The organism is Mesorhizobium sp. M1004 (assembly GCF_040318795.1).
Lineage (GTDB): Bacteria > Pseudomonadota > Alphaproteobacteria > Rhizobiales > Rhizobiaceae > Mesorhizobium.
Window position 1 is genome coordinate 49,118 of the sequence record NZ_JAMYNB010000021.1, and the last position, 26,751, is coordinate 75,868.

29 protein-coding genes and 1 pseudogene are annotated in these 26,751 nt (G+C 64.2%); 18 read left to right on the top strand and 12 right to left on the bottom strand.

What is annotated here, in order from left to right; genetic code table 11:
- Window positions 1–5 precede the first annotated feature (5 nt).
- A complete protein-coding gene (locus NKH54_RS29435) occupies window positions 6–353 on the top strand; it encodes a DUF1491 family protein (protein WP_023698568.1) in 348 nt (115 codons plus the stop codon).
- Here NKH54_RS29435 and NKH54_RS29440 read toward each other — a convergent pair.
- The 4 genes from NKH54_RS29440 to NKH54_RS29455 form a co-directional block, all read right to left on the bottom strand.
- Window positions 340–1,350: a hypothetical protein gene (locus tag NKH54_RS29440; protein WP_352521876.1), complete on the bottom strand. Its 1,011-nt coding sequence runs from the start codon at window positions 1,348–1,350 to the stop codon at window positions 340–342. The two genes, NKH54_RS29435 and NKH54_RS29440, sit on opposite strands and share 14 nt — an antisense overlap.
- Window positions 1,351–1,746: 396 nt before the next feature.
- Window positions 1,747–2,295 carry a DUF1254 domain-containing protein gene (locus tag NKH54_RS29445; RefSeq protein WP_353029507.1) on the bottom strand — a complete coding sequence of 183 codons (549 nt, stop codon included), beginning with the start codon at window positions 2,293–2,295 and terminating at the stop codon, window positions 1,747–1,749.
- Window positions 2,288–2,872 (bottom strand): DUF1214 domain-containing protein, encoded by a 585-nt coding sequence (locus tag NKH54_RS29450; RefSeq protein ID WP_353029508.1) that lies wholly within the window; start codon window positions 2,870–2,872, stop codon window positions 2,288–2,290. Before NKH54_RS29450 ends, NKH54_RS29445 begins: the two co-directional genes overlap by 8 nt.
- Before the next feature lie 73 nt (window positions 2,873–2,945).
- A complete protein-coding gene (locus NKH54_RS29455; RefSeq protein ID WP_023687235.1) occupies window positions 2,946–5,105 on the bottom strand; it encodes a transglycosylase domain-containing protein in 2,160 nt (719 codons plus the stop codon).
- A 127-nt stretch (window positions 5,106–5,232) separates the two neighbouring features.
- On the opposite strand from NKH54_RS29455, the gene NKH54_RS29460 reads away from it, so the two are divergent.
- Complete coding sequence (locus tag NKH54_RS29460; RefSeq protein ID WP_353029509.1) at window positions 5,233–5,379, top strand: glycine cleavage T C-terminal barrel domain-containing protein; 147 nt, start codon at window positions 5,233–5,235, stop codon at window positions 5,377–5,379.
- 139 nt (window positions 5,380–5,518) lie between these two features.
- Window positions 5,519–7,072: a trimethylamine methyltransferase family protein gene (locus NKH54_RS29465; protein WP_023727643.1), complete on the top strand. Its 1,554-nt coding sequence runs from the start codon at window positions 5,519–5,521 to the stop codon at window positions 7,070–7,072.
- Window positions 7,073–7,084: 12 nt separating this feature from the next.
- Here the strand turns inward: NKH54_RS29465 and NKH54_RS29470 are convergent, their stop codons facing one another.
- The 3 genes from NKH54_RS29470 to NKH54_RS29480 all read right to left on the bottom strand — a co-directional run bounded on the left by NKH54_RS29470 (window position 7,085) and on the right by NKH54_RS29480 (window position 9,440).
- Window positions 7,085–7,249 carry a hypothetical protein gene (locus NKH54_RS29470; RefSeq protein ID WP_023687237.1) on the bottom strand — a complete coding sequence of 55 codons (165 nt, stop codon included), beginning with the start codon at window positions 7,247–7,249 and terminating at the stop codon, window positions 7,085–7,087.
- A gap of 135 nt (window positions 7,250–7,384) precedes the next feature.
- Window positions 7,385–9,013, bottom strand: coding sequence for a chaperonin GroEL (gene groL / locus NKH54_RS29475; RefSeq protein WP_353029510.1), 1,629 nt, complete (start codon window positions 9,011–9,013; stop codon window positions 7,385–7,387).
- 64 nt (window positions 9,014–9,077) lie between these two features.
- On the bottom strand, window positions 9,078–9,440 hold the full coding sequence (locus tag NKH54_RS29480) for a co-chaperone GroES (protein WP_023727642.1): 363 nt from the start codon (window positions 9,438–9,440) through the stop codon (window positions 9,078–9,080).
- A 247-nt stretch (window positions 9,441–9,687) separates the two neighbouring features.
- On the opposite strand from NKH54_RS29480, the gene NKH54_RS29485 reads away from it, so the two are divergent.
- Window positions 9,688–9,951 carry a hypothetical protein gene (locus tag NKH54_RS29485; protein ID WP_023670169.1) on the top strand — a complete coding sequence of 88 codons (264 nt, stop codon included), beginning with the start codon at window positions 9,688–9,690 and terminating at the stop codon, window positions 9,949–9,951.
- Window positions 9,948–10,214: a DUF1488 family protein gene (locus tag NKH54_RS29490; RefSeq protein ID WP_353029511.1), complete on the top strand. Its 267-nt coding sequence runs from the start codon at window positions 9,948–9,950 to the stop codon at window positions 10,212–10,214. The genes NKH54_RS29485 and NKH54_RS29490 overlap by 4 nt, the downstream gene beginning before the upstream one ends.
- A 43-nt stretch (window positions 10,215–10,257) precedes the next feature.
- Here NKH54_RS29490 and NKH54_RS29495 read toward each other — a convergent pair whose 3' ends face one another.
- Both NKH54_RS29495 and NKH54_RS29500 read right to left on the bottom strand, forming a co-directional pair.
- Window positions 10,258–10,449 carry a hypothetical protein gene (locus NKH54_RS29495; RefSeq protein WP_023684535.1) on the bottom strand — a complete coding sequence of 64 codons (192 nt, stop codon included), beginning with the start codon at window positions 10,447–10,449 and terminating at the stop codon, window positions 10,258–10,260.
- 7 nt (window positions 10,450–10,456) lie between these two features.
- Entirely contained in the window at window positions 10,457–10,666 is a 210-nt protein-coding gene (locus NKH54_RS29500; RefSeq protein ID WP_023727640.1) for a hypothetical protein, read from the bottom strand.
- Between the two features lie 217 nt (window positions 10,667–10,883).
- On the opposite strand from NKH54_RS29500, the gene NKH54_RS29505 reads away from it, so the two are divergent.
- On the top strand, window positions 10,884–11,291 hold the full coding sequence (locus NKH54_RS29505) for a DUF3168 domain-containing protein (RefSeq protein WP_023670173.1): 408 nt from the start codon (window positions 10,884–10,886) through the stop codon (window positions 11,289–11,291).
- Window positions 11,292–11,297: 6 nt separating this feature from the next.
- Here the strand turns inward: NKH54_RS29505 and NKH54_RS29510 are convergent, their stop codons facing one another.
- Entirely contained in the window at window positions 11,298–11,684 is a 387-nt protein-coding gene (locus NKH54_RS29510; RefSeq protein ID WP_023684533.1) for an ester cyclase, read from the bottom strand.
- A 280-nt stretch (window positions 11,685–11,964) separates the two neighbouring features.
- On the opposite strand from NKH54_RS29510, the gene NKH54_RS29515 reads away from it, so the two are divergent.
- The 8 genes from NKH54_RS29515 (at window position 11,965) to NKH54_RS29550 (ending at window position 19,116) form a co-directional block, all read left to right on the top strand.
- Window positions 11,965–12,225, top strand: a complete 261-nt coding sequence (locus NKH54_RS29515; RefSeq protein WP_023670174.1) for a hypothetical protein — start codon at window positions 11,965–11,967, stop codon at window positions 12,223–12,225.
- An 81-nt stretch (window positions 12,226–12,306) separates the two neighbouring features.
- Window positions 12,307–12,972 carry a response regulator transcription factor gene (locus tag NKH54_RS29520; RefSeq protein WP_023670175.1) on the top strand — a complete coding sequence of 222 codons (666 nt, stop codon included), beginning with the start codon at window positions 12,307–12,309 and terminating at the stop codon, window positions 12,970–12,972.
- Window positions 12,956–14,374 carry an ATP-binding protein gene (locus tag NKH54_RS29525; RefSeq protein WP_023670176.1) on the top strand — a complete coding sequence of 473 codons (1,419 nt, stop codon included), beginning with the start codon at window positions 12,956–12,958 and terminating at the stop codon, window positions 14,372–14,374. Before NKH54_RS29520 ends, NKH54_RS29525 begins: the two co-directional genes overlap by 17 nt.
- A gap of 174 nt (window positions 14,375–14,548) precedes the next feature.
- A complete protein-coding gene (locus tag NKH54_RS29530) occupies window positions 14,549–14,992 on the top strand; it encodes an RT0821/Lpp0805 family surface protein (RefSeq protein WP_023670177.1) in 444 nt (147 codons plus the stop codon).
- Between the two features lie 85 nt (window positions 14,993–15,077).
- Entirely contained in the window at window positions 15,078–16,217 is a 1,140-nt protein-coding gene (ccmI, locus tag NKH54_RS29535; RefSeq protein WP_023670178.1) for a c-type cytochrome biogenesis protein CcmI, read from the top strand.
- A gap of 3 nt (window positions 16,218–16,220) precedes the next feature.
- Complete coding sequence (ccmE, locus tag NKH54_RS29540; RefSeq protein ID WP_023670179.1) at window positions 16,221–16,664, top strand: cytochrome c maturation protein CcmE; 444 nt, start codon at window positions 16,221–16,223, stop codon at window positions 16,662–16,664.
- Window positions 16,664–18,655: a heme lyase CcmF/NrfE family subunit gene (locus NKH54_RS29545; RefSeq protein WP_023684529.1), complete on the top strand. Its 1,992-nt coding sequence runs from the start codon at window positions 16,664–16,666 to the stop codon at window positions 18,653–18,655. Before ccmE ends, NKH54_RS29545 begins: the two co-directional genes overlap by 1 nt.
- Window positions 18,652–19,116 (top strand): cytochrome c-type biogenesis protein, encoded by a 465-nt coding sequence (locus NKH54_RS29550; protein WP_353029512.1) that lies wholly within the window; start codon window positions 18,652–18,654, stop codon window positions 19,114–19,116. The genes NKH54_RS29545 and NKH54_RS29550 overlap by 4 nt, the downstream gene beginning before the upstream one ends.
- Here NKH54_RS29550 and NKH54_RS29555 read toward each other — a convergent pair.
- Entirely contained in the window at window positions 19,113–19,421 is a 309-nt protein-coding gene (locus NKH54_RS29555; protein ID WP_353029513.1) for a type II toxin-antitoxin system RelE/ParE family toxin, read from the bottom strand. The genes NKH54_RS29550 and NKH54_RS29555 overlap by 4 nt on opposite strands.
- On the bottom strand, window positions 19,418–19,687 hold the full coding sequence (locus NKH54_RS29560; protein WP_353029514.1) for a CopG family ribbon-helix-helix protein: 270 nt from the start codon (window positions 19,685–19,687) through the stop codon (window positions 19,418–19,420). Before NKH54_RS29560 ends, NKH54_RS29555 begins: the two co-directional genes overlap by 4 nt.
- A 190-nt stretch (window positions 19,688–19,877) precedes the next feature.
- Here NKH54_RS29560 and NKH54_RS29565 point away from each other — a divergent pair, with 190 nt between their 5' ends.
- The 4 genes and pseudogenes from NKH54_RS29565 to NKH54_RS29580 form a co-directional block, all read left to right on the top strand.
- Complete coding sequence (locus NKH54_RS29565; RefSeq protein ID WP_353029515.1) at window positions 19,878–21,431, top strand: Do family serine endopeptidase; 1,554 nt, start codon at window positions 19,878–19,880, stop codon at window positions 21,429–21,431.
- A gap of 252 nt (window positions 21,432–21,683) precedes the next feature.
- Entirely contained in the window at window positions 21,684–22,358 is a 675-nt protein-coding gene (locus NKH54_RS29570; RefSeq protein WP_023670185.1) for a response regulator transcription factor, read from the top strand.
- Window positions 22,359–22,465: 107 nt separating this feature from the next.
- Window positions 22,466–23,941 carry a sensor histidine kinase gene (locus tag NKH54_RS29575; protein WP_353029516.1) on the top strand — a complete coding sequence of 492 codons (1,476 nt, stop codon included), beginning with the start codon at window positions 22,466–22,468 and terminating at the stop codon, window positions 23,939–23,941.
- A pseudogene (locus NKH54_RS29580) lies at window positions 23,941–26,631 on the top strand (bifunctional [glutamine synthetase] adenylyltransferase/[glutamine synthetase]-adenylyl-L-tyrosine phosphorylase); the annotation flags it as partial. The gene NKH54_RS29575 and the pseudogene NKH54_RS29580, both read left to right, overlap by 1 nt.
- Window positions 26,632–26,751: the final 120 nt, after the last annotated feature.

Consider the following 26,751-nt stretch of genomic DNA (forward strand, 5'->3'; position numbering starts at 1 on the left):
TCGTCATGCGCGTAACCACCGAGTTTTGGGTGTCGGCCCTGCTGCGCCGTGTTTTCGGCGCCGGCGGCTTTGCGGCCGTCGTCAAGCGCGGCGCGACCGAGGCCGGCGCTGTCTTCGTGCTCTCCCGCGGCAGGCTGGGCGACGTCTCCCTGTTCGGCCCGGCGCCGCAGACGAGCTACGATTCGGACAAACCGGATGATCGCTTTTTCACGCTGCTCGGCGCCGGCGACGATGCCGCCGCGCTTGACGCCAGGCTTGAGCGGGAGAAAAAATTCGATCCCGACATCTGGGTGGTCGAGATCGAGGCCGGAACGGTTTCCGTCGAGGAGCTTCTCTCCGTCAAGACGCCTTGAGGCTGGCCCCTAGGCTGGCTTTGTCGACGTCCGGCGCTTGGTCGCCATTCGCGGCGACAGGGGTGTTGCCGCGCACCGCTCGCGACAATGTTTCGGCCTTCCAGCCGCGCACCTTGTCGAGCGCCGCCTCGTGGTGCAGCAGCCGGTAGCGGTCGAGGAAGATGCGGATCGCCTGCGGGTGCGGAAACTCCCGGGGGTAAACCGCGACCACGATCAGGAATGCCCTGTCCTCACTGAGGTCGAGCGCCCGCAGCGCGGCGAGCAGCGAGACATAGCTCGAATGCTCGGTCAGCGACCGCGCCGTCGAGAAGTCGATATCGAGCGCGTCGGCAAGCGCGGTCTGGAAGAAGGCGGCGTTGCCGGTCAGCGCCGTCTCGCGCAGCTTGCTGTAAGTTGCTGAGCCGGCGAAGGGATTGACCGATGTCGCCTCGCCCTCGGCGAGCATCATCGAGCGCAGGCGGCGCCTGGCGGTTTCGGCGGCGCTGCCGGGCAGTTTTGGTGCGCTGGGAGCGGCGGCAGCGGCTTCGGCGTCGGCGCCCGCCACGTCGGCGATCGGCTCGGGCTGCCGCACGCGCACCAGGGTCGGCTTTTCCAGCGCCTTGATCAACTGCGCGATGGTCGGGTTCAAATCCTTGCGGCGGGCAATGGCGCGCGCATGCGGCAGGCCGTGGCGGCCGATCAACGCGATCAGGTCGATGTCGCCCAGCGCCCGCGAACGGACGAGCAAGGGCGCGCAGACATCGACCGGCTCCTCGCAAAGCCGCCGCACCAGGGCGGCCGGCGCATATTCGCATTCGGACAGGGCGGCGGCGACATAGCGGCGCGATTCGACCGGTACGCTGTCGAACAGCGGCAGCGTCAGATCCTCGAGCTGGGCGATCTCGCGGCGCGACGGGCGGGTCAGCGAGCAGAACGCCGACACGGCGGCGCGAAACAGCCTTTCGGCTTTTCCCGATTCCGTCCGTATGGCGATTTGCCTGAAATCCGAAGCTGACACGGAAGATACGCCCGACACTCGACACAACCCGGACCATGCTCAACCGCAACTATGTCGGTTTCGCGCAAGGCCTGGAACAAACATCAAATTAGCCGCGATCCGTTAGCGCTCCGTTAACCCTCTGCCGGCCTTAATCACATTTGGAGGCGTTGCGTTGTGCTCCGGGGCAACCGAGAGGAATACGCGAACCATGGGCATGGTACTGTCTTTCGTGCCGCGATCGGCACCAGTCAATCGAGCAGTTCAGGACACCGGTACGCCGGCGGCGGTGATCATTTTTCCCGGCGTCCGCTACGAGCATCCGCCATTGGCGGGCCAGGCGCGACCGGCGGACCAGCCGGGCACACCACGGACGCCTGTTCCGCACCACTGAATTTGCTGGTCGTCGGGGTGAGGTCAGTAGTCCTGCAGTTCGCAGGAGCTCTGGTCCAGGAACTGCGACACAACCGGCTTCCAGCTGTCGTCAGGCACCAAGGCGCGGATGACGAAGATGCCTTCCTCGATCGGCGCCTCGACGAAGATCGCCCCTTGCAGGTCTTCGGGAAGCTCCCTGCGCACGTCGATCATCTGTGCCGGCGTCAGCACCACGGTGTCCAGCTTGCTGCCGGTCGCCGTGCGGTCGTTGAATGAATAGAAATTGTGGCCGTTGCGGTCATAGACCGACACCGACCAGAACGGCACGCTGCCCGGCGCCTTGATCCGCACCACGCCTTCGGCAAGGTCGAAGCGGCAGGCGGCGGCGTAAAACAGCGGATCCACCGACTTCACCACCGGCGCGCCGCCCGCCTCGGCATCCAGCCTGGTCATCTTGTAGAGGTCGGACGCCATCGCCAGCCGTGACCAGGCATCGCGCTCGGTAAATTCCGGCACCAGCAAAAGCACCACGATGTGAACGATGCCGGCGCCGAGCAGGCCGAGCAGGATGGCGTGCAGCAACCTACGCATTGCAGCCAGCCTTGACGATCCGGGGCAGCGACACGTCGGAAAGGCCGGTGCTTGAGGCAATCGGCGTGTCGTAGAAGGTGAGCACGAAATACATCCGGCCAAAACCTTCGGTCAGAAGCCAGTTGCCGGGGGCCGGACGGTTGCCGACGGCGATGATCACCGAATTGTCGGGCTGACGCAGCACCTGGTAGGATTGCAGCGCCGCCAGCCTCGGCTTGCCGGTGTCGACCACGCCGAGCGATTGATCCGCGGCATAGAGCGTCCAGAACCGGGCGGTCGGGAAACTGCCTTCGATCCTGTAGTCGCATTGCCGCTGAAGCTCATCGCCGGCCGCATCGCGTTCGGCGATGAAGGACAAGCCTTCCGCCTTGCCGAGCGCCAGCACGCCCTCGCGCGCCACGCGCGCCTTCGAATAGGGGTCGGCATCTTGCGTGCCGATCTCGGGGAAGGCGGTCCATTGGCCGATGCTGATCGCGCCGACGCCGCTCTGCGCCTGCAGCGCATACCAGACGCTGCCGCCGCCGAGGCCGATGGCTATGGCAAGCGAAAGCAGCATGAAAAAGGCGGTCTTGAGCATGAAGAACCGGGACGAGAGAATTATCGTTCGGGGATATAGCGGGGCAGGCCACAGAGCAAGCAGCGCTGTGGAATCAAAGCGCCGACAGGGTCTCCGGTGTCTGCGGCGAGCCGAGCACGGGCGCTGTCTGGAACACCTTGGTCATCTCGCGCAGCGTCTGTGTCGTGCGGCTGGACAACACCGCCGGGCGCTCGGCCGCGGCATCGGCGGCTGCCTGATCGGCGTTTTTCTTCTCCGCTTCCTCGGCTTTGGCCGCGATCTCTTCGTCGACGAAGGGCTTGTCTAGGCCGGGGATCGGCTTCAGGTCGATATTCTGGTGCGCGTAGACCATCAGCCGCTGCCACACCATCGCCGGCAGCGTGCCGCCGGTCATGTTGCGGGTCGGGGTGAAGTCGTCATTGCCGAGCCAGACGGCAGCCGTGTAATTGCCGGTGAAGCCGACGAACCAGGCGTCGCGGTAGGATTGCGTCGTCCCCGTCTTGCCAGCGACGACGATGTTGGGCAGCTGCGCGCGCCGCGCGGTGCCGATCGCCGGCACCGCAGCCAGCATGGTGTTCATGTATTTCAAAGCCTGTTCCGACAGAACCCGATGCGGCGCCGGCGCATCCTTGGCAAAGTCGTAGACGACATCGCCGGTGCGGGTGACGAGCTGGGTGATGCCGTGCCGCGAGCCGGCGAAGCCGTTCTGCGCGAACACGCTGTAGCCCGTCGCCTGGTCCATGACCGTCATGCCCGATGTGCCGAGCACCATGGTCTTGTGCGACTCCAGCGGCGATTCCACGCCGAATGATTCGGCCATCGCCTTGATCGGGCCGATGCCGAGATAGTCCTTGGCCAGCCGTACCGGCACGGTGTTGATCGATTTGGCGATCGCCGTGATCAGCGTCACATTGCCGGCCGAGCCGCCATTGTAATTGTGCGGTGACCAGCCGCCCCAGCTGATCGGCCCGCCTGAGACGACGGAGTCCGGGGTGAACCCGTGCTCCATGGCGGTGGCGTAGACGTAAGGTTTGAACGAGGAGCCGGTCTGGCGCAGCGCCTTGGTGGCGCGGTTGAACTGGCTTGCGCCATAGTCGCGGCCGCCAACAATGGCGCGCACCGCGCCATTGGTCTCGATCACCACAACGGCGCCCTCGGTGACGTTGTATTCCTTGCCGAACTGGCGGAGATGGAATTCGACGGATTCCTCCGCCGCTTTCTGGATGTTGGCGTCGAAAGTGGTGTGGGCGACCAGCGAATGCTGGCCGGGCTTGGCGATTTTCTTGACCTCATCGAAGGCCCAGTCGAGGTAATAGTCCGGGCTCTTCTGCTCGCCGCGGTCGACGATCTCGGCCGGATGCAGCCTTGCCTGCAGCACCTGGCCTTCGGTCATGAAACCGGAATCGACGAGGTTCGACAGCACCACATTGGCGCGAGCGCGGGCAGCGGGCAGGTTGATGTGCGGGGCGTATTTGGTCGGCGCCTTGAACAGGCCGGCCAGCATCGCCGCCTCGGCGAGGTTCAGATCCTTGACGCTCTTGCCGAAATAGAAATCCGCCGCCGCCTCGATGCCGAACGTGCCGCCGCCCATATAGGCGCGGTCGAGATAAAGCTGCAGGATCTCCTTCTTCGACAGATTGGCCTCCAGCCACAGCGACAGGAAGGCTTCCTTGATCTTGCGTTGGAAGGTCCGCTCATTCGACAGGAACAGGTTCTTGGCCAGCTGCTGGGTGATGCTGGAGCCGCCCTGGACGACGGAATTGGCCCGCACATTCTCGAAGATGGCGCGCGACAGGCCGAGCACGTCGATGCCGTAGTGCTCGAAGAAGCGCCGGTCCTCGGTCGCCAGCACTGCTTTGATGACATGGTCCGGCATCTCGTCGACAGGCACGGAATCGCGCTGGATGATGCCGCGCTGGCCAATCTCGTTGCCGTAGCGGTCGAGGAAGGTGACGGCGAAATCGCCCTGACTGCGCCAGTCGCCAGTGGTGATCTGGAAGGCCGGCATCGCGAGTGCGAGCAGCACGACGACGCCGCCGGCGCCCATCGTAAAACCTTCGCTCAGCACCTCGATGATGCCGCGTCGCCAGCCGGTGACTCGGAAGCGCCGCGAAAAAATGGTCGCCGATTCCCAGAACTGGCCGGCCTTGAAGCCGATTTCGTAGAGCGAGGAATCGATCCACGCGTCCACCGCCAGCAGTGCGGCGGCGATCGGACCTCTTCGTCTTGGACGTCGTTCTAAAGGACTGGCCATTCCCGAAACTCACCCAACCCACCTGAGAACCGCAAGCGGGCAATTTCAGGGCGGGCATACCCGGCGAAGACTATTCTTCCATTTCAGCCCGGCTCACAAGGGCAGCCAGGCCACACCGCACGGTTTGTTGAGCGCCGCCCGGATCGTGACGCTGGAGGTCGACGCCGTCGATGCCGACGCCAGTGGCTTCGAGCCAGTCTGGCACAAGGGCCGGCGCGTCGGCTTCGTCGCCTCAGCCGGCTATGGCTACACAATGGCAAAAGCGTCGCGCTGACGTTGCTGGGCGACGAATTCGCCGGGGAGGGGACCGCGCTTTCGGTGCACATTGTCGGCGTCGAGCGGCCGGCGCGAATTATTCCGGCCTCGCCATACGACCCCGAGGGCAGGCGATGCGGCAATGAGGAGTTTTGGCCATGGTCGATGACATTATAAGGGAGACCAGGCGCGAGCGCCGGCGCGGGCACACCGGTGAGGCCGGCAGCGGGTCAAGCCGCCACCCGAACTATCGCTCGCTCAAGAACCCGTTCCTGCCGCAGCCGGTGTTTTCGGACGACCAGGTCGCGGCCATCCACGACACGGCGTTGCGCGTGCTGGAAGAGCTCGGCATCAAGGTGCTGCTGCCGGAGGCACGGGCGATCTACGCCAAAGCCGGTGCGCTGGTCGACGAGGACAGCCAGATGGTGCGCATCGGCCGCGATATTGTCACTGCGGCACTGGCCTCGGCGCCGAAATCCATCCGGGCGCTGGCGGGCAACCGTAGCCGCGATCTCATGCTGGAGCTCGGCTCGATGACGTTCCTGGCCGGAGCCGGGGCGCCCAACGTCACCGATCTCGAACGCGGACGGCGTCCGGGCACGCTCGCCGCTTTCGAAGAACTGACCAAGCTTGTTCAGAATTTCGACGTGCTGCATATGCTCGGCCCCTGGATCGAGCCGCAGGATGTCGACAACCATTTGCGCCACTATGCCGTCAACCGTGCGCAGCTGACCCTGTCGGACAAGTTCCCCTTCGTCTTCGCCCGCGGCACGCCGCAGGTCGAGGATGGGTTCGAGATGATCAGGCTGGCGCGCGGGCTCTCGCAGGACGAGTTCCTGGCCGGCGTCCATTGCTACACCGTGATCAACACCAATTCGCCGCGCCAGCTCGATATCCCGATGGCGCAAGGCATCATCGACTTCGCCAGGGCCGGCCAGGTCTCTGTCATCACGCCCTTCTGCCTGGCCGGCGCCATGGCGCCGATCACCGTCGCCGGCGCATTGACGCTGCAGCATGCCGAGGCGCTGGCTGGTCTCGCGCTGGCGCAGATGGTGCGGCCGGGCGCACCGGTGGTCTACGGATCCTTCTCCTCCAATGTCGACATGAAGTCCGGCGCACCGGCCTTCGGCACGCCCGAGCACGTCAAGGCGACGCTGGGCGCCGGCCAGCTGGCGCGCTTCACCGGCCTGCCTTGGCGGTCCGGCGGCGGCAGTGCGGCCAACATTTCCGATGTGCAGGCGGCGCACGAGACGCAGTTCGCGCTGTGGGGCTCGGTGCTTGCCGGCGCCACCGTCTGCATCCATGCCGCGGGCTGGCTGGAGGGTGGCCTCAGCGTCTCCTACGAGAAGCTGATCACCGATATCGAGGCATTGCAGACGGTTGCCGAACTCTGCGCTACGACCCCCGGCGACGAGGATTCGATCGGCTTCGAGGCGATCGCTGAAGTCCAGCCGGGCGGGCATTTCTTCTCCGCCGGCCACACCATGACGCGCTACCGCACCGCCTTCTACGAGCCGCTGGTCGCCGATTGGTCGAATTTCGGCAGCTGGACGCAGTCCGGTTCGAAGTCGGCCACCGAGCGCGCCACCGGCATCTGGAAGCGGACGCTGGCCGACTTCCAGCCGCCGGCGTCGGCCGTTGCCACATCCGATGTGCTCGACGAGTACATTGCCCGCCGCACCGAAGAGGGCGGAGCGTTGCCGGTGTCGTGAGGTTGGCAGCCGTCACGTCGGCCGCTTGTCGCCGGTCTTCGACGGCTCGCGGCGAATCGGCCCGGCATCGGCCTGCCTGTGCTTGTCGGCGGCAATCCGGCGGATGCGATCGAAGCGGCTCTCCTCCGCCGGCTTGGTCGCGGATACAGCGTTTGGCTTCGGGGCGAATGTGATCATCTGTCGATCTCCCTGTCGTTGATGACTGGTCTTGACTGACTGACGGAAATTCCTGGCTCGCCGGGGAAATGTCCCCGGCAGCCTGTTTTGATTTATGCCCGCCCAGATTCCCAGCGGGCAATTTTCGGGCGATGGTCAGTAGCCGCCCATGCCGCCACCGCCGCCCGCAGGCGCCGCATCCTTGGCCGGAACGTCGGTGATCATCGCTTCGGCGGTGATCAGAAGGGCGGCGATCGAGCCGGCGTCCTGCAACGCGGTGCGCACCACTTTCGCCGGGTCGACGATGCCGGCCTTGATCATGTCGACATAGACCTCGTTCTGGGCGTCAAAGCCCTGATTCTGGTCCTTGCTGTCGGACAGCTTGCCGACGACGATCGAGCCTTCGACGCCGGAATTCTCGGCGATCTGGCGGATCGGCGCTTCCAGCGCCCTGAGCACGATCGAAATGCCGGCGGTCACATCGTCATTGGCGCCGGTCAGGCCGGCCAGAGCCGATCTTGCGCGCAGAAGCGCCACGCCACCGCCGGGCACGATGCCTTCTTCCACCGCCGCGCGCGTCGCATTCAGCGCGTCGTCGATGCGGTCCTTCTTTTCCTTCACTTCAGACTCGGTGACGCCGCCGACGCGGATCACGGCGACGCCGCCGGCGAGCTTGGCCAGCCGCTCCTGCAGCTTCTCCTTGTCGTAGTCGGACGTGGTCTCCTCGATCTGGCCCTTGATCTGCGCGACGCGCGCCTGGATGGTCGCCTTGGTGCCGGCGCCGTCGATGATCGTGGTGGTGTCCTTCTCGATCAGTACGCGCTTGGCGCGGCCAAGCATCTCGATGGTGACGTTTTCGAGCTTGATGCCGAGATCCTCGGAAATCATCTGGCCCGATGTCAGCACGGCGATGTCTTCCAGCATCGCCTTGCGGCGATCGCCGAAGCCCGGCGCCTTGACGGCCGCGACCTTGAGGCCGCCGCGCAGCTTGTTGACGACCAGCGTCGCCAGTGCTTCGCCTTCGACGTCTTCCGAGATGATCAGCAACGGCCTGCCGCTCTGCACCACTGCTTCGAGGATCGGCAGCATCGCCTGCAGATTGCCGAGCTTCTTCTCGTGGATGAGCACGTAAGGCTCTTCCAGTTCGACGCGCATCTTGTCGGCATTGGTGACGAAATAGGGTGAGAGATAGCCGCGGTCGAACTGCATGCCTTCGACGACGTCGAGTTCGGTGTCGGCGGTCTTGGCCTCCTCGACGGTGATGACGCCGTCATTGCCGACCTTGTCCATCGCCTTGGCGATCATGGCGCCGACGCTGGCATCGCCATTGGCGGCGATGGTGCCGACCTGCGCGATCTCGGCCGACGACTTGACCTTCTTGGCCTTCGCCTTGATGTCCTTGACCACGGCGGCGACAGCCTGGTCGATGCCACGCTTGAGGTCCATCGGGTTCATGCCCGCGGCAACCAGCTTGGCGCCTTCGCGCAGGATCGATGCGGCCAGCACCGTGGCGGTGGTGGTGCCGTCACCGGCGAGGTCGTTGGTCTTCGAAGCCACTTCGCGCACCATCTGCGCGCCCATGTTCTCGAACTTGTCAGCAAGCTCGATTTCCTTGGCCACCGTCACACCGTCCTTGGTGATGCGCGGCGCGCCATAGGCCTTGTCGATGATGACGTTGCGGCCCTTGGGGCCGAGCGTGACCTTCACCGCATTGGTGAGGATCTCGACGCCGCGCAGCATGCGGTCGCGCGCGTCGGTGGCGAATTTGATTTCCTTGGCAGACATTTTTTTCAATCCCGTTGGTGTGGTGAAGCAAGCGGCTCGCCGGAGCCTGGCAAAGCCAGGCCGGTCAGGCAGCCTTCTTGGCTTTGACGCTCTTCTCGGTGACGACCGTCCCGCTCTTGCCGATAGCGGCCGTCTCGCTCTTGCCGATGACGCCCATAATGTCGGCTTCCTTCATGATCAGCAGGTCCTCGCCGTCGATCTTGACCTCGGTGCCCGACCATTTGCCGAACAGGATGAAGTCGCCGGCCTTGACGTCGAGCGGAACAAGCGCGCCGTTTTCGTCGCGTGCGCCCGGCCCAACGGCGATGACTTCGCCTTCCTGCGGCTTTTCCTTGGCATTGTCGGGAATGATGATGCCGCCCTTGGATTTGACATCGCCTTCGGCGCGCCGGATGACGACGCGGTCGTGGAGTGGCCGAAACTTCATGAGAACTTCTTTCTGGGGCCGGCATAGGCGACCGCGCCGTTCTTATAGGCGTGTTGGCACTCGATAGATAGGAGTGCCAAAAATTATTCGTGGCCAAAATTAAATATTAAAAAGTATTATGATGTCTGCAGGGTTCGAAACGTCGCGAGGCGCCTAGATATTTCAAAAAATTGAATTTCGAGGCAAAAGTGGCTATTTATATCGTAAGTTCGATTTCACAATTTCAGGCACGAAGGAGATTTAGGCGATGGCCGAAGGCAATCAGAGCATCATGGAAAAAGCTGAAGCCCGCTTCATGGACAAGCAGAAGAAGACGGCCGAGCGCAACAAGGCAACCTCCGACTACATGTCCGAAGCGAGGGCCAGGGAGATCAAGACAGCAAGGCTCAGGGAATTGCGCCTGGCCAAGGAAGAGGCCGACCGCGTCGCGGAAGCCTTGAACCCGACACCGAAGAAGAAGCGGGCGACAGTCAAGAAAGCCGCCGCCGCGCCGAAGGGGGGCACGTCATGAGCCTGACATTCCCCAATCCAAGTCGCTTCTATGACGAGGCCGGCAAGCGCATCCGCTTTGTCGGCCACGACGGCATGTTCCAGATTTCCTTCTCTGTCGCAGCCGATGCCCTCTCGAAGGCGCCATCAGGGACGGCGACCGCGGAAGCCACCTATCTGGCGGCTTTCGACATCGCGTCCAGCTCCATCCATGACGTTGCCAGCAAGGCCTACGCCCGCACCCGCAAGAGCATATATGTGCTCACAGCCGCGGATTTCGGTTAGCGCGCGTTCGTCTTGCAATCAGAGCGGCTGAGATCAGCGTGCGTCAGGACTTGCGGTCGGCTTTTGCCCGCCGCTTGACGTCCCGGCTGTTCAGGCGGTCGGCCATCGCTTCCGCATCGCGCAAATTCATGGCCACCATCACCTGTTGCTTAAGCTCGACAGGCTGGCCGGTGAAGATGTCGAAGATAGTCCAGCTCTCGGGCTCGTCCATGCGCAACGCGTAGCGGTTTGTCATATCGGCATCAGGCCTTTGACATGAAAAATGCCGCCGCCAGGATCAGGATTGTCCAGGCCACCACCGACAGCTTCAAGGCCAGGCCGCCATGCATTGAAAGTATCTCGCGCATGCGCAGGGCCACGGTCCTCTTCGACAGGGCGGGTGCTGCCGCAATCGCGACCGGGGGCTTGACGCCGAGCTTTCCAAAAGCCGGCAGCAGCGGTGGCGTTCGCATGAAATGACCTCGAATTGCCGGAGAAAACAGGGCTCCTCATAACACCCTTCTTGAAACTCCCCGCATGCCAAATAGAACCCGGTCCGTGAAAGGGCCATGCCGCCCGATTCGCCGCCTTCCATCAGGCGGATCGTCATCTGGCGAAATCCGTGCAACGCGGTTAGGTTGCGCGCGAAACTGAGGTTGTTCAAAGCGTGACAGGCGAACGGAGACGACGATGACGGCGCCCGGCGATTTGCTGCAAGCCTTGTTCATGAGATTGAAGAGCGATGCCTCGCTGACGGCGCTGCTCGGCGGCGCCGGGTTGCGCGAGCAGGCGGCCGACAGTGCCGCCTTCCCTTATGTGACCTATGGCAGGACCAGCGCATTCGATCTGGACACCGGCGCCGACAATGATGACGACCAGCTCATCACGCTGCATGTCTGGTCGAAGGCGCAAGGCGAGGCCGAGACGCGTCTGATCATGGACAGCATCCGGGCGCGCCTTGACGGCGCCGCTTTCGCCACCGGCTCGCGCGACCAAACCCGCCTGTCCTTGGAGTTCGCCGAGGCCCGCTACGACGAGGACCTGGCGCTCTACCACGGGGTGCTGCGGATACGCGCCCTCACCGAGCAAAGTGATTGAAGCAACCTAGATTTGCGCCTGGATCTCGGCCTTGTCGATGACTGACCACACCTCGCGGATGCGACCCTCTCCGAATTCGTAGAAAACATTCTCAGCGAACGACACGCGCTTGCCGTTCACCGGCAGGCCGAACAGCACGCCCTTGGGATGACAGTCGAAATGCAGGCGCGCCGCCACGCGCGGCGGCTGGCAGACCAGCAGTTCGATGTTGAAGCGGAGGTCGGGAATCGCCTCGAAATCGCCTTCGAGCATACGGCGATAACCCGACAGGCCGAGCATTTCGCCATTGTGCTGCACCTCGTCGCCGACAAAGTCTCCAAGTTTCGCCCAGTCCTGGGCATTCAGGCAAGCGATATAGCCCCGGTAAAGGTCGGCAAGGTCTTTATCCGTCATGGCGCACTCCGATGATTTGGCGTTTCCCGCGCTATTTAGGGCGGCCCTTCAGAATGGTCTCGCCTTGACCTGTTCCCAATCTGGCTGCGAATTGAGAACCTGCGCGCAAACACCATAGCCGCGCAGCCGGTTTTCCGGTTATGAATCCATTGCCCGGTCTGAGGGACTGGGCGGTAGGATCGCATTCATTCGTTGCGCGCGCAGGGGGTATTGCGGGGATGGATTTTCACCCGTTTACCGTTCATTTCACGTTCAGCACAGTTGCGTTACAACGCCGACCATGAAAACGCTTCGCTCTCATGTCAGAACCGCGATACTGGCGCTCACAGCGGCCGGCCTGTTGGCGTCGCAAGCGACGCCGGCAGCCGCGGCGGATTGCTACGCGATCGGCCAGCAGGTTGCCGAGCAGAATGGCGGCACGCTGGCCAAGGCTTCGCAGACGACGCGTGGCGGCCAGGAGGTCTGCGTCATCGTCGTGCTTGTGCCGGGCAAGGACGGCCAGCGTCCGCGCCGCTCCGAGATCGTCGTCCCGGCGAACTGATCCAATCTTCCCCCTTGCAGGGTCGTTTCCCAGACCACCGGAATCGGCCTATAGCTGACCCATCAACAGGCCTGACCGATCATGCGCGTACTCGTCGTCGAAGATGACAAGGATCTCAACCGGCAACTGGCCGACGCGCTGGTCGATGCCGGCTATGTCGTCGACCGCTCCTATGACGGCGAGGAGGGGCATTTCCTCGGCGACACCGAGCCCTACGATGCCGTCGTGCTCGACATAGGCCTGCCGCAGATGGACGGCATCAGCGTCGTCGAGCGCTGGCGCCGCAACGGCCGCAAGATGCCGGTGCTGATCCTGACAGCGCGCGACCGCTGGAGCGACAAGGTGTCGGGCATCGATGCCGGCGCCGACGACTATGTCACCAAGCCGTTCCACATCGAGGAGGTACTGGCCAGGGTGAGGGCGCTGATCCGCCGCGCCGCCGGCCATGCCTCGTCCGAGCTCACTTGCGGGCCGCTGCGCCTCGACACCAAGGCCTCCAAGGCCGATGTCAACGGCGTGCCGCTGAAGCTGACCTCGCATGAGTTCCGCCTGCTGGCGTATCTGATGCACCATATGGGCGAGGTGGTGTCGCGCACCGAGCTGGTCGAGCATCTCTACGACCAGGATTTCGACCGCGATTCCAACACCATCGAGGTCTTTGTCGGCCGGCTGCGCAAGAAGATGGGCATCGACATGATCGAAACCGTGCGCGGCATGGGCTATCGCATGCGTGAGCCGGAGGCGTAAGGCGGAACCGCTCCCCATACCAGCAAGGAAGCCTTTTTCGGCGCGGCTCTGGCCTCGCTCGCTGGCCTTCCGCGTCATCGGCTTTTCCACGATCTGGGCGATCCTCACCCTGATCGTCATCTTCACTCTGATCACCACGCTCTACCGCCAGGCCAGCGAGCGCGGCTTCGACAGCCTGCTGTCGGCGCATCTGTTCAATTTGATCGGCTCCGTCGGCGTTTCCGAAACCGGCCAGCTCACCGGCGCTCCCGACCTTGGCGACCTGCGCTTCTCGGAGCCGAATTCGGGCTGGTACTGGTCGGTGGAGCCGGCTTCCGAAGGCGTGCACGGCAACCTTCATTCGTCCTCGATGACCACGACGATCCCGTCGCCGACCGTTGCCGAGGTGCCTTTCAATTCCAGTTTCCAGCGCAGCTATTCCACCGACGGCATCGGTGACGAGGAACTGCAAGTGTTCGAAAGCGAATTCGTCCTCGATGCCAAGAACCGCGCCGCGCGCTTCCGCGTGATGGGCAACAAGACCGAGCTCGAGCACGAGATCGCCACCTTCCAGGGCCGCCTGTTGACCTATCTCAGCCTGTTCGGCGTCGGCATGATCGCCATCAATGCGATCGCTATCCTGCTCGGCCTCCAGCCCTTGCGCCGGGTTCGCAACGCGCTTGCCCAGGTGCGCGAAGGCACGGCGCAGCGGCTCGATGGCCGGTTTCCCGCCGAGATCGAGCCGCTCGCCAACGAAACCAATGCGCTGATCGAAAACAACAAGCGCATCGTCGAGCGCTCGCGTACGCAGGTCGGCAACCTTGCCCATTCGCTGAAGACGCCGCTCGCCGTGCTGATCAATGAGGGCCGGGCTCTAGGCGGCGCCAAGGGCCAGCTCATCGCCGACCAGGCGGCGTCGATGCAGAAACAGGTCGACCACTACCTGCAGCGGGCACGGGTCGCGGCGCAGCGCGACAGCGTCGTCTACCGCACGCCGGTGACGCCGCTGGTGCAGCGCATGGTGCGCGTGCTGCAAAAACTCAAGCCTGATGTCAGCCTGTCGCTTACGCTGCCGGCGGCCGACATCGTCTTTGCTGGCGAGCGCGAGGATTTGGAGGAACTGCTCGGCAACCTTCTCGACAATGCGATGAAATGGGCGAAGAGCACTGTTGCCGTATCCGTCACGCCGGCCGCAGCCGGCCTGTTCGAGCTATCGATCGAGGATGACGGTCCCGGCATCCCCGAGGACAAGGCCCGCGATGTCTTGAAACGCGGCCGGCGCCTCGACGAGACAAAGCCGGGAACCGGGCTCGGACTTGCCATCGTTGCCGACCTCGTCAACGAGTATGGCGGGGCGCTGGCGCTGGAACGCTCCACGATGGGCGGGCTGAAGGCGGTTGTGCGCTTGCGGAGCTTGCAATGATGTACTGCCCAGGGCCAATCGACACGGCCGAATGCCTGTGTTATGGCGGCCCCTCGATTGCACAAAAGCCGTTAAAAACGGCCAAATTTCCGACAAATGTCAATAGTATGACGTCCTGACGCCCCCGATGACGCGGCCCCCAGCGCATCCCGTTCAAGAAAACCGGTTGTTGGCATGAAGATTCGCGTTGCGCTCGTTTCCGCACTGCTCGCTCTTTCCGGCTGCGGAACGCTGGGCAAGGGCAGTGGCCCGGATATCTCCATCACCAATCCGCCCGCGTCACCTCCCTCGGGTGCCAAGGTCGCGACGACGATCATCTCGGCCATGGCTGGCGGGCTCGTCGGCGGGTCGATCGGCAGCGGCCTGACCAGCACCGAGAAGCGCAAGGCGCTCGAGGCGGAGTACAAGGCGCTCGAATATACCGCGAGCGGCCAGAAGGTGACCTGGAAGGGCGACAGTTCGGCCCATTCCGGCGAAGTCGTCGCGGCCCAGCCCTACCGCGTCGGCTCGCAGGATTGCCGCCAGTACACCCATACAGTGTTTACCGGCACGGGCGGCCAGACCGCGCGGGGCACCGCATGCCGCAACGCCGACGGCAGCTGGACGCCGCTGACCTGAACATTGGGCCGGGGTCGGAATCCCGTCAAAGCGTCGCAGCGACCTCATGTTGTGAGAGCAGGGCTCTCGCTCTATTGGAAGAACCATGCTGTTCTGGGTCATAGCCGCACTCCTCACGCTGGGCGCAAGCCTGGCGGTGCTGCTGCCGCTGACCGGCGGCGGCACGGACGCTCCGACCAGCAGCGACCATGACCTCGAAGTCTATCGCGATCAATTGGCCGAGCTCGAGCGTGACGCCGCGCGCGGCCTGATCCAGCCGGCGGAAGCCGAGGAGGCGCGCGCCGAAATCGCCCGCCGCGTCCTTCGGCTGGGAAATGCCGGCCAGGCCGATGCCGCGACGCTTCAGCAGCCGTCAAAGGCGGCCAGGCTGGTGGCGACATCAGCGGTGCTGATGGTCCCGCTGCTCAGCTGGGGCATGTACAGCCAGCTCGGCTCGCCCGATCTGCCGTCGCAGCCGCTTGCCGAACGGCTGGCCAAGAATCCGGCCGATAGTTCGGTCGATGAGTTGGTGGCGCGCGCCGAGGCCCATCTTGCCGCCAACCCTGGCGATGGACGCGGCTGGGACGTGCTCGCCCCGATCTATCTGCGCCTGCAGCGCTTTCCCGATGCCGTGACCGCCTATCGCAATGCCATCCGCCTCGATGGCGACACGGCTGCCCGCGAGGCCGGTCTCGGCGAAGCGATTGCCAATGCGGCCGGCGGCATCGTTTCGGCCGATGCGCAATCCGCTTTCGAACAGGCGCTAAAACTCGACCCGGCAAACGCGAAAGCCTCGTTCTATTTGGCGATGGCGCTGGCCCAGGAAGGCCGCATACCCGAGGCAACCACGGCTTGGCAGAAAATGCTCGATTCCCTGCCGCAGGATTCGCCATGGCGCGGAGCTGTCCAACAGGCACTGGCCGAGGCCGCCAACCGCAGCGTCGCGTCAGGAGAGCCCGCCAAAGGCCCCGACGCCGCAGCCGTCGATGCCGCCTCGTCGATGGCGCCGCGGGACAGGCAGGCCATGATCGAAACCATGGTCGCCGGCCTCGACGAAAAATTGCGGCAAAATCCGCGCGACACGGAAGGATGGATGCGGCTCATTCGTTCCTATGTTGTGCTGGGCAAGGCCGACCAGGCGCGGGACGCGCTGCATCGCGGTATTGCCGTGTTTGGCGCCGACAGTGAGGAAGCGAAGAAATTCACCGCCTTTGCCGCCTCGCTCGGCCTGACGGCGACGGAGTAGGACATGACGCGCAAGCAGAAGCGATTGTCGGTGATTGTCGGAGGTCTTGCCTTCCTCGGCGCCGCCACCGGGCTGACCTTCTATGCGTTGGGCCAGAAGGCCTCCTATTTCTATATGCCCGCCGATCTGACCACCGCCAGCTTGCAGCCGGGACAGCGCATCAGGCTCGGCGGCCTCGTCGAAAAGGGCACGGTCGTGCGCGGGCAGGGCGCGACGGTTGCGTTCTCGGTCACCGACACGCACAAATCGGTCAAGGTCAGCTATACCGGCATCCTGCCCGATCTGTTCCGCGAGGAGCAGGGCGTCATCACCGAAGGCAGCTTTGGCGCCGACGGCGTTTTCGTCGCCGACAGCGTGCTGGCCAAGCATGACGAGCGCTACATGCCCAAGGAAGTCGCTGACGGGCTGAAGGCCAAGGGCGTGTGGCAAGAGAGCAAGAGCCAGTAATGGTTGAGACCGGACACTTCGCGCTCGTCCTCGCCTTTGTGCTGTCGCTGGTGCAGACGCTGGTGCCGCTGATCGGCGCCCGTACCGGCAACCAGAGGCTGATGGCTGTCGGCGGTCCCGTCACGGTCACAGGCTTCGCGCTCACGGCGCTATCGTTCGCAGCACTCGCCGGCGCCTATGCAAGTTCCGATTTCTCGGTGGCGAGCGTGTGGGAAAACTCGCATTCGCTGCAGCCGCTGATCTACAAGATCACCGGAACCTGGGGCAATCACGAAGGCTCGATGCTGCTCTGGGTGCTGATCCTGACCTTCTTCGGTGCGCTGGTCGCTGTCTTCGGCTCCAACCTTCCGGCGACGCTGCGCGCCAATGTGCTGGCCGTGCAGGGGGCGATCGGCGCCACCTTCTTCCTGTTCATCCTGGCGACATCCAATCCGTTCACCCGGCTCAATCCGGCGCCGATCGAGGGCCGCGATCTCAACCCGGTCCTGCAGGATCTTGGCCTCGCCATCCATCCGCCGCTGCTCTATCTCGGCTATGTCGGGTTCTCTATCTGCTTTTCCTTCTCGGTCGCCGCCCTCATCGAAGGCCGCATCGATGCCTCCTGGGCGCGCTGGGTGCGGCCGTGGACGCTGGTCGCCTGGATGTTCCTCACCGGCGGCATCGCGATGGGCTCCTACTGGGCCTACTACGAGCTCGGCTGGGGCGGCTTCTGGTTCTGGGATCCGGTCGAAAACGCCTCCTTTATGCCGTGGCTGGCCGGCACGGCTCTTCTGCATTCGGCGATCGTCATGGAGAAGCGTTCGGCGCTCAAGATCTGGACGCTGCTGCTTGCCATCCTCACCTTCTCGCTGTCGCTGCTCGGCACCTTCCTGGTGCGCTCCGGCGTGCTGACCTCGGTGCATGCTTTCGCCACCGATCCGACCCGCGGCATCTTCATCCTGTGCATTTTGACGCTGTTCATCGGCGGCTCGCTGGCCCTGTTTGCGCTGCGCGCCTCGCGGCTGACGGCCGGCGGCCTGTTCCACCCGATCTCGCGCGAAGGCGCACTCGTCCTCAACAATCTGTTCCTGACCACGGCCACGGCCACCGTGCTGGTCGGCACGCTCTATCCGCTGGCGGTCGAAGCGCTTTCGGCCGGCAAGATCTCAGTCGGCGCCCCCTTCTTCAACCTGACATTCGGCCCGCTGATGGTGCCGCTGCTGGTCGTGGTTCCTTTCGGACCATTGCTCGCCTGGAAGCGCGGTGACCTCTATGCCGTCGCCCAGCGCTTGATGGCGGCTTTCGGCGCCGCTCTCCTGGCGATGCTGGTCACCGGGCTGTTCATCGACGGCGCGTCGGTGTTCGCCGCCCTTGGTGTCGGCCTCGCCTGCTGGCTGGTCTGCGGCGCGCTCACCGACCTCGCCGTCAAGTCCGGCTTTGGCAATGTGTCGCACGCCATCATGCTGCGCCGTTTCGCCGGCCTGCCGCGTTCGGTGTTCGGCACTGCACTTGCCCATCTCGGCCTCGGGCTGACGACGCTCGGCATTGTCGGCACGCTGTGCTTCGGCACCGAAAGGATACTGTCGATGCATGCCGGCGAGAGCGTCGAACTCTCCGGCCACACGCTGCGTTTCGACGGCCTCTTCCCGGCGCAGGGTCCGAACTACAGCGAGCAGCGCGGCCGCTTTTCCCTGATCGGCGCCGATGGCGGCGTTTCAGCCGAAATCACCTCGGCCAAGCGCTTCTTTCCGGTGCGGCAGACGACGACGACCGAATCCGGCATCGAGACGATCGGCTTCAACCAGCTCTATCTGTCGCTGGGCGATGAAGGCACCGATGGATCCGTCGTGGTGCGCCTGTGGTGGAAGCCGCTGGTGACGCTGATCTGGGGCGGAGCTCTGGTGATGATGGCGGGAGCCGCAATGTCGCTGCTCGACCGTCGCCTGCGGGTTGGCGCACCCTCGCGCCGCCGCAAGCAGGCAGCCTCCATGCCGTCGGCAGGCGCGCCGTGAGCACCAGGTTCTCGTTGGCCTCGCTCACCCTGCTTCTGGCGCTGCTGTTTGCCGGCGCGGCGCAAGCGGTGAAACCGGACGAGGTTCTCACCGATCCGGCGCTCGAGGCGAGGGCGCGGCTACTGTCGGAAGGCCTGCGCTGCATGGTCTGCCAGAACCAGTCCATCGACGAATCCGATGCAGACCTCGCCCGCGACCTGCGCATCCTGGTGCGCCAGCGCCTGGTTGCCGGCGATACCGACCAGCAGGTGATGGACTATATCGTATCGCGCTACGGCGAGTTCGTGCTGCTGAAGCCGCGCTTCAGCCCGCGCAACGGCTTGCTGTGGGGCACGCCGGTGCTTCTGCTTCTGGCCGGCGGCATTTTCATTGCGCTGACCACACGCTCGCGCCGCTCGTTGGCAACCAAGGCGCTGAGCGCCGAGGAACAGGCGGCGCTGGACAAGATGCTGAGCGACTAGCTCGGCCATTCCTCCAAAGGCCAGTCCCGCGACGTGTGGATGACGCGCAGGATAACAATGCTCTGACGGCCGGCGATCAGGCGCAATTCATAGGCAATGATGTAGGGCAGGCGGCCGATGGGCTTCTCATAAGTGCCTGTTACCCGGCCAGGTCGGCCCGTCGCCATATCACCAAGGCCCCGGCCCATTTCACGGATACGGTCCGCGAGGCGTCCCGCGGCGGCAGGATTGTCCTGAGCGATAAAGGCAACTTGCTGCGTGAGATCGTCCAGCGCTTCTCGCGACCAAGTGACGAACCGCTTCACGGCTTGCCTGCGCGCCTGGCTTTCGCTGCTTCGATCACCGCGTCGACCTCCGCCATGGCGTCGTCGTGGGGCACGACGCGGCCAGCCTCTGCGTCGGCCATGCCACGTTTTATGCCTTCGATGATATCCAGCTCGCGATCGACATAGGCTGAGACCGCCTCGGCGGCGAGGAACGATTTACTACGCCTGGTATCGGTAGCGATCTGCTCCAGCTTCAGCTTGGTCTCGGACGAGACTCGAATGGTCATGGTGGTGCTTGCTGTCATTGTGAAAGCCTTGTGCTGAGTTGTGTACAACATAGGGCAGCAGGCGAGCGCAACCAAGCGATTTGTGCGTCCGCCCAACATTACAAAACTTTCATGCTTCGGAAATGGCGCGGTAATGTGCGCCTCTCTATTTCTCTTGTCCGAGGATGCTCTGCCTGAGCCGCATCCAGTGAAAAGAGGATATGAGACCATGACTATCGCCCCCAAACCATATTCCCGGACCCGCAAGCGCCTGTTGGCGGCCGCCGCTTCGCTGGCCATTGCCGGCGGCATCGGTTTCGGCGCCGTTGCCACTGGTACAGCTCCCGTTCTGGCCGATGCCGTGCGGGTCGAAGCGCCCCAGGTACCGGGCTTTGCCGATGTCGTCGAGCGCGTTTCGCCGGCCGTGGTCAGCGTCAAGGTCAAGGCCAAGATCGAGCCTGCCGCTGACGACGGCTCCGACCAGTCCGACGATCCGGACGGCATGAACAACCTGCCCGACAATCCGCAGCTGCGCCAGTTCTTCAAGCAATTCCGGGGCTTTGGCGATCAGAACGGCCAGGGCGGCGGCAATCGTCGCTTCAGCCACCGCGACCATAACAACGACCAGCCGCGTCCGGTGGCGCAGGGTTCTGGCTTCTTCATCTCCGATGACGGCTATCTCGTCACCAACAACCATGTCGTCGAGGAAGGCTCCGCCTTCACAGTGGTGATGAATGACGGCAAGGAGCTTGACGCCAAGCTGATCGGCACTGATCCGCGCACCGATCTGGCGGTGCTCAAGGTCGATGGCGTCGGCAAGTTCACCTATGTCGATTTCGCCGACGATTCCAAGGTTCGCGTCGGCGACTGGGTGGTGGCCGTCGGCAATCCGTTCGGCCTCGGCGGCACCGTCACCGCCGGCATCGTCTCGGCCCGTGGCCGTGATATCGGCGCCGGTCCCTACGACGACTTCATCCAGATCGACGCCTCGGTCAACCGCGGCAATTCGGGCGGCCCGACCTTCAACCTCAACGGCCAGGTCGTCGGCATCAACACCGCGATCTTCTCGCCGTCGGGCGGAAGCGTCGGCATCGCCTTCGACATTCCGGCCTCGACCGCCAAGCAGGTGGTGCAGGATCTGATGAAGAGCGGCTCGGTGCAGCGTGGCTGGCTCGGCGTCGAAATCCAGCCGGTTACATCGGACATCGCCGAATCGCTGGGCCTGAAGTCGCAGAACGGGGCTCTGGTTTCGGGCGCCCAGGACGGTGGCCCCGGCAAGAAGGCCGGCATCACCGCCGGTGACGTGATCACCCAGGTCGAAGGCAAGGACGTCGCATCGCCGAAGGAACTGGCTCGTCTGATCGGCGCCTACCCACCCGGCAAGTCGGTCGACGTCACGGTGTGGCGCGACGGCAAGAGCCAGACCATCAAGGTCGATCTCGGCACGTTGCCATCCACTGACAAGCAGGCCTCGGCCGACCCGCAGCAGCCCGCGGCACCGGCAAAGCCCGCCGCGCTGGCCGATCTCGGCCTCACCGTCACCAAGTCGGAAAACGGCAAGGGCCTGGTGGTGACCGATGTCGATCCCGACAGCGATGCCGCCGACCGCGGCATCCAGCCCGGCGATGTCATCACCTCGGTCAATTCGACGGAGGTGAACGGCACCGAAGACGTCGCCAAGGCGATGGCCGATGCGGTCAAGTCCGGCCGCAAGGCGGTGCTGATGCAGATCACCCGCGACGATTCAAACCGCTTCGTCGCGCTGCCAGTCGCCAAAGGCTGACATCACACAGTTTCCAGTGCGGCGGTTTCAACACCCCCGAGCCGCCGCACGGGAAGCAAGGGGCCGAACGCGTTAGTCAGTCATCGTGTTCTGCCCCCGGCGGCAGCGGGCCCATCGCCCGCTGCCGCTCTAACATCGAAGCATGTCGCCCAAAAGTGCACGGCGGTTTTGGCAAAACGACATGCTTGAACGAAAGCTTTTGCGCTCATGGCCGCCCCTCAATCTTCCGGCGAAATCGCGTATAACGGCTCTATGAAGATTCTCGTCATAGAAGACGATCGCGAGGCGGCCGACTATATGCAGAAGGCCTTTGCCGAGGCTGGGCACACCGCCCATGTCGCCGGCGACGGCGAAACCGGCTTTGCGCTGGCCGATGCCGGCGACTATGACGTGATGGTCGTCGACCGCATGATGCCACGCCGCGACGGGCTCTCCGTCATTGCCGGCCTGCGCTCGCGCGGCAACACCACACCGGTGCTGATCCTGTCGGCGCTGGGCGAAGTCGATGACCGCGTCACCGGTCTGCGCGCCGGCGGGGACGACTATCTGACCAAGCCTTATGCCTTTTCCGAATTGCTCGCCCGCGTCGAGGTGCTGAACCGCCGCGCCAGCGCCAGGGAGGCCGAAACCGTCTACCGGGTCGGCGATCTCGAGCTTGACCGGCTGTCCCATTCGGTCAAGCGCGCGGCGCGCGAGATCACGCTGCAGCCGCGCGAATTCCGCCTGCTCGAATATCTGATGCGCCATGCCGGCCAGGTGGTGACGCGCACCATGCTGCTCGAAAATGTCTGGGACTATCATTTCGATCCGCAGACCAACGTCATCGACGTTCACGTCTCGCGCCTGCGTGGCAAGATCGAGAAGGGTTTCGACAAGCCGATCCTGCATACGGTTCGCGGCGCCGGCTATATGCTGAAGAGCGGCTAGAGCATGATCCCAAAAAGTAGGTACCGGTTTTTGGAGAAGATCATGCTCCAACAAAGGGGTAGATCATGATGAGATTTCAGCCAAATCTCATCATGAGCTAGAACTCGATGGCCCTTTCCCTGCCGGCCATCATGAGGACGACGGCGGCGCGGCTTTCAGCGCTTTATTTCCTGCTTTTCGCGCTATGTGCCGTGTTGCTGGCCTTCTACATGACGTCGTTGTCGGCCCGCATGCTGACCGGCCAGACCCAGCAGACCATCAATGACGAGGTGCTCGGCCTCGCTCGTGCCTATCAGAGCGGCGGCCTGCCGCGGCTGGTACGCGTCGTCGAGCAGCGCTCGCGCCAGCCCGGCGCCAACCTCTATCTCATTGCCGATGTCAACGGCCAGATCCTCACCGGCAACGTGCAGAGCCTGGCACCGGGGGTGCTCGAGACCGATGGCTGGACGACCGAACCCTTCTCCTATCGCCGTTTCGGCGAAGGTGAGCTCGAACGGCAGCGCAACCAGGCTTCTGACCCGAATGGCGCGCAGCCCGGCGAGACCGAAATTCAGTCCGAGGGCGAGAAGGGCCACAACGCCATCGCGCTGGTGCTGCGGCTGCCCAACCAGATGATCATGCTTGTCGGCCGCGATCTCGGCGAACCCGAGCGCTTCCGCGCCGTCGTTCGCCGCGCCCTGATGCTGGCGCTGGGTATGATGGGAGTGGGCGGGCTGCTGATCTGGTTCCTTGTCGGCCGCGCCGCGCTGAAGCGCATCGATAGCGTCTCGGAAGCAAGCCGCCGCATCATGGGCGGCGATCTCACGGGACGGCTGCCGGTGACCGGCGCCGGCGATGAGTTCGACCGCCTGTCGGAAAACCTCAACACCATGCTGGCCAGGATAGCGACGCTGAACGAAGGGCTGAAGCAGGTCTCCGACAACATCGCCCATGATTTGAAGACGCCGCTGACCAGACTGCGCAACCGCGCTGAGGCGACACTTTCGGGCAAGCACAAGACCACCGACTACCGGCAGGCGCTGGAAGGCACCATCGCCGAATCCGACCAGCTGATAAAAACCTTCAACGCCATCCTGATGATCTCCAGGCTGGAGGCCGGCTATTCCTCGGAGAGCACCAGCAAGGTCGATCTCGCCGCCGCCGTCCGTGACGTTGTCGAGCTTTATGAGCCGGTGGCGGAGGAGGCTGGCGTGGTGCTCGAAACTGCCGCGGACGGGGATTTTTCCGTCGATGGCAACCGCGAGCTGATCGGCCAGGCACTGTCGAACATCGTCGACAACGCCATCAAATACTCGACCGATGCGGCGGAAAAGCCTGCCGTGCGCGTAGCCCTGCAGCGCGTCGGTCACGAAATCCGCCTTTCCGTTTCCGACAATGGCCATGGCATCCCCGATGACGCCGACCGCGCCAGGGCGACCGAGCGCTTCGTGCGGCTGGAAAAGAGCCGCTCCCAGCCGGGATCAGGCCTTGGTCTCAGCCTCGCCAAGGCGATCATGACTTTTCACAATGGCCGGCTTGAACTTCTGCCTGCCAATCCCGGATTGTCCGTTATCATGAGCTTCCCGGCGCGGGAGGACCATTGATGGCGGTGAGGATGGCTGCGAAACGGATCGAGACCGAATGGCGCCTGCAACTGGCGGCGCAGCTCGCGCCGCTGGATGAGACTCGCGCCCGGCGTGAACTGTCGGAGATCGCTGGCGATGCCAAGGACGAGAACCTGCCGCGTCTGGCGAAATTTCTAGGGGGCAAGGGCGCCGCACAGGAGTTTCTCGCTGCCGTCTTCGATCTCTCGCCCTTCCTCCGCGATGTCGCGCGCCGCCGGCCGCAAATCCTCGACGCGCTGTTCGATGAGGGTGTCGAGGCCAGGCTGACCAGCATTGCCGAAGCGATCGGCAAGGCCGCCTTTGCCGAGACCGTTTCCGAATCCAGCCTGATGATGGAACTCAGGCAGTGGAAGGGTGAAGCTCACTTCCTGATCGCACTTGCAGACCTCTCCGGCGAGGCCGATGCCGCGCTGACGGTAAGGCGCCTCAGCAATCTCGCCGATGCCTGCACCTGCGCGGCGGTCGACTTCCTGCTGCGCGAGGCGCACAGCCAAGGCAAGCTCAAATTGGCCGATCCCGAAAATCCGTCACGGCAATCCGGCTGGATCGTGCTCGGCATGGGCAAGCTTGGCGCGCATGAACTGAATTTCTCCTCCGACATCGACCTCGTCGTCTTCTTCGATCCGGATGCGCCGGCAATCGTCGATCCGCTCGACGCCACAGAGCTGTTTGCGCGCCTGACCCGCAGGCTGGTCCGCATCCTGCAGGACCGCACCGGGCACGGCTATGTCTTCCGCACCGATTTGAGGCTTCGTCCCGATCCAGGCTCGACGCCGCTGGCGATCCCGGTCGAGGCAGCACTTCGCTACTATGAGGCGCGCGGCCAGAACTGGGAGCGCGCCGCCATGATCAAGGCGCGTCCCGTGGCCGGCGATCTCGATGCCGGGGACGCGTTCCTGCGGGAATTGCAGCCCTATGTCTGGCGCAAATACATGGACTATGCGGCGATCGCCGACGTTCATTCGATCAAGCGCCAGATCCATGCCCACAAGGGTCATGGCGAGATCGCGGTCAAAGGACACAACGTCAAGCTCGGCCGCGGCGGCATTCGTGAAATCGAGTTCTTCGTCCAGACCCAGCAGCTGATCGCCGGCGGCCGTTTTCCGGAGCTGCGCGGCCGCGAGACGGTGCCGATGCTGGGTGCGCTGGCCGCGCGCAACTGGATCACCGCCGATGCACGCGACGCGCTCACGCAGCAATATTGGTTTCTGCGCCGCGTCGAACACACCATCCAGATGGTCGCCGACGAGCAGACGCATATTCTGCCCGACGATGATGAAGGGCTGGAACGCATCGCCCATATGCTGGGCTTTGCCGATGCCGCCAGATTTGCCGAAACCTTTCGCGCGGCTTTGCATGAGGTCGAGCGCCATTACGCCGCGCTGTTCGAGACCGCGCCTGAATTGTCGGCCGGCGTCGGCAATCTGGTCTTCACAGGCGATGTCGACGATCCCGACACGCTGCAGACCTTGCACGGCCTTGGCTTCCAGCGGCCAAGCGACATCTGCCGGGTGATTCGGGGCTGGCATTTCGGCCGCTATCGCGCCACCCAGTCGGCGGAAGCGCGCGAGCGGCTGACCGAACTGACGCCGGCGCTGCTCAAAGCCTTCGGCCAGACGCGCCGGGCCGACGAGGCGCTGGTTCGCTTCGACGAATTCCTCGCCGGCCTGCCCGCCGGCATCCAGCTGTTTTCGCTGCTGCAGTCGAATCCCGCCCTGCTGAAACTAATGGCGACGATCATGGGCGCCGCGCCTCGGCTGGCGGCAATCATCACAAGGCGCCCGCATGTCTTCGACGGTCTGCTCGACCCGGCGCTGCTCGCCGAACTGCCCAACCGAGCCTATCTCTCAGCGCGGTTGGCCGCTTTCATCGAAGGCGACCGGGCTTATGAGGACGTGCTCGACCGTTTGCGCATCTTTGCCTCCGAGCAGAAATTCCTGATCGGTGTCAGGCTGCTCGCCGGCTCGATCGACCCGGCGCGCGCCGGCCGCGCCTTTTCCGATCTCGCCGACCTCACCATCGACGCCGCATTGCAGGCGGTGACCACCGAATTCGCGCTGCGTCATGGCCGCATCGCCGGCGGCACCGTGTCGCTGCTCGGCATGGGCAAACTCGGCGGCCGCGAGCTCACCGCCGGCTCCGATGTCGACCTCATTCTGCTCTACGACCACGACGCGAATGCCGACGAGTCCGACGGCGACAAGCCGCTCGCACCATCGCACTACTATACCAGGATGACGCAGCGGCTGATCGCGGCTGTCTCGGCGCCGACCGCCGAAGGCGTTCTCTACGAGCTCGATTTGCGCTTGCGGCCATCCGGCAACAAGGGGCCGGTGGCCACCCACATCGATGCCTTCAAGAAATACCAGCGCCAGGAGGCCTGGACCTGGGAGCACATGGCGCTGGCCCGGGGGCGCGCCATCGGCGGCGACGCGGCCCTTTGCGCCGAGGTCGAGGCCGAGGTGGCGGCACTTCTGGCCTTGCCGCGCGACGCCGCCAAGGTGAGGGCGGAGGCATCCGAGATGCGCGCGCTGATCGAGAAGGAAAAATCGCCGCGCGATCTCTGGGACATCAAGCTCATCTCCGGCGGCCTCATCGACCTCGAATTCATCGCGCAGGTGGCGGTTATAACCGGGCAGGTCGAAGCCGGCCGCAGGGTGACCGCGACCGGCGCAAAACAGGGGCCAAGGGGGCCCGCTTTAGGCCCGGGCCCCCGCAGCGCCCCCCCTTTGGCAGCCGAACACCACAAAAGGAGAGGAATATAAACATAAGTCGCGGCCCACGAAATT

What these genes read in the sequence shown, in the direction of transcription:
- NKH54_RS29435 (WP_023698568.1), top strand. Translation starts at nt 6, where the DNA reads ATGCGCGTAACCACCGAGTTTTGGGTGTCGGCCCTGCTGCGCCGTGTT.
- NKH54_RS29445 (WP_353029507.1), bottom strand. Translation starts at nt 2,295, where the DNA reads ATGCGTAGGTTGCTGCACGCCATCCTGCTCGGCCTGCTCGGCGCCGGC.
- NKH54_RS29450 (WP_353029508.1), bottom strand. Translation starts at nt 2,872, where the DNA reads ATGCTCAAGACCGCCTTTTTCATGCTGCTTTCGCTTGCCATAGCCATC.
- NKH54_RS29455 (WP_023687235.1), bottom strand. Translation starts at nt 5,105, where the DNA reads ATGGCCAGTCCTTTAGAACGACGTCCAAGACGAAGAGGTCCGATCGCC.
- NKH54_RS29465 (WP_023727643.1), top strand. Translation starts at nt 5,519, where the DNA reads ATGGTCGATGACATTATAAGGGAGACCAGGCGCGAGCGCCGGCGCGGG.
- NKH54_RS29470 (WP_023687237.1), bottom strand. Translation starts at nt 7,249, where the DNA reads ATGATCACATTCGCCCCGAAGCCAAACGCTGTATCCGCGACCAAGCCG.
- groL (WP_353029510.1), bottom strand. Translation starts at nt 9,013, where the DNA reads ATGTCTGCCAAGGAAATCAAATTCGCCACCGACGCGCGCGACCGCATG.
- NKH54_RS29480 (WP_023727642.1), bottom strand. Translation starts at nt 9,440, where the DNA reads ATGAAGTTTCGGCCACTCCACGACCGCGTCGTCATCCGGCGCGCCGAA.
- NKH54_RS29485 (WP_023670169.1), top strand. Translation starts at nt 9,688, where the DNA reads ATGGCCGAAGGCAATCAGAGCATCATGGAAAAAGCTGAAGCCCGCTTC.
- NKH54_RS29490 (WP_353029511.1), top strand. Translation starts at nt 9,948, where the DNA reads ATGAGCCTGACATTCCCCAATCCAAGTCGCTTCTATGACGAGGCCGGC.
- NKH54_RS29495 (WP_023684535.1), bottom strand. Translation starts at nt 10,449, where the DNA reads ATGACAAACCGCTACGCGTTGCGCATGGACGAGCCCGAGAGCTGGACT.
- NKH54_RS29500 (WP_023727640.1), bottom strand. Translation starts at nt 10,666, where the DNA reads ATGCGAACGCCACCGCTGCTGCCGGCTTTTGGAAAGCTCGGCGTCAAG.
- NKH54_RS29505 (WP_023670173.1), top strand. Translation starts at nt 10,884, where the DNA reads ATGACGGCGCCCGGCGATTTGCTGCAAGCCTTGTTCATGAGATTGAAG.
- NKH54_RS29510 (WP_023684533.1), bottom strand. Translation starts at nt 11,684, where the DNA reads ATGACGGATAAAGACCTTGCCGACCTTTACCGGGGCTATATCGCTTGC.
- NKH54_RS29515 (WP_023670174.1), top strand. Translation starts at nt 11,965, where the DNA reads ATGAAAACGCTTCGCTCTCATGTCAGAACCGCGATACTGGCGCTCACA.
- NKH54_RS29520 (WP_023670175.1), top strand. Translation starts at nt 12,307, where the DNA reads ATGCGCGTACTCGTCGTCGAAGATGACAAGGATCTCAACCGGCAACTG.
- NKH54_RS29530 (WP_023670177.1), top strand. Translation starts at nt 14,549, where the DNA reads ATGAAGATTCGCGTTGCGCTCGTTTCCGCACTGCTCGCTCTTTCCGGC.
- ccmI (WP_023670178.1), top strand. Translation starts at nt 15,078, where the DNA reads ATGCTGTTCTGGGTCATAGCCGCACTCCTCACGCTGGGCGCAAGCCTG.
- ccmE (WP_023670179.1), top strand. Translation starts at nt 16,221, where the DNA reads ATGACGCGCAAGCAGAAGCGATTGTCGGTGATTGTCGGAGGTCTTGCC.
- NKH54_RS29545 (WP_023684529.1), top strand. Translation starts at nt 16,664, where the DNA reads ATGGTTGAGACCGGACACTTCGCGCTCGTCCTCGCCTTTGTGCTGTCG.
- NKH54_RS29560 (WP_353029514.1), bottom strand. Translation starts at nt 19,687, where the DNA reads ATGACAGCAAGCACCACCATGACCATTCGAGTCTCGTCCGAGACCAAG.
- NKH54_RS29565 (WP_353029515.1), top strand. Translation starts at nt 19,878, where the DNA reads ATGACTATCGCCCCCAAACCATATTCCCGGACCCGCAAGCGCCTGTTG.
- NKH54_RS29570 (WP_023670185.1), top strand. Translation starts at nt 21,684, where the DNA reads ATGAAGATTCTCGTCATAGAAGACGATCGCGAGGCGGCCGACTATATG.
- NKH54_RS29575 (WP_353029516.1), top strand. Translation starts at nt 22,466, where the DNA reads ATGGCCCTTTCCCTGCCGGCCATCATGAGGACGACGGCGGCGCGGCTT.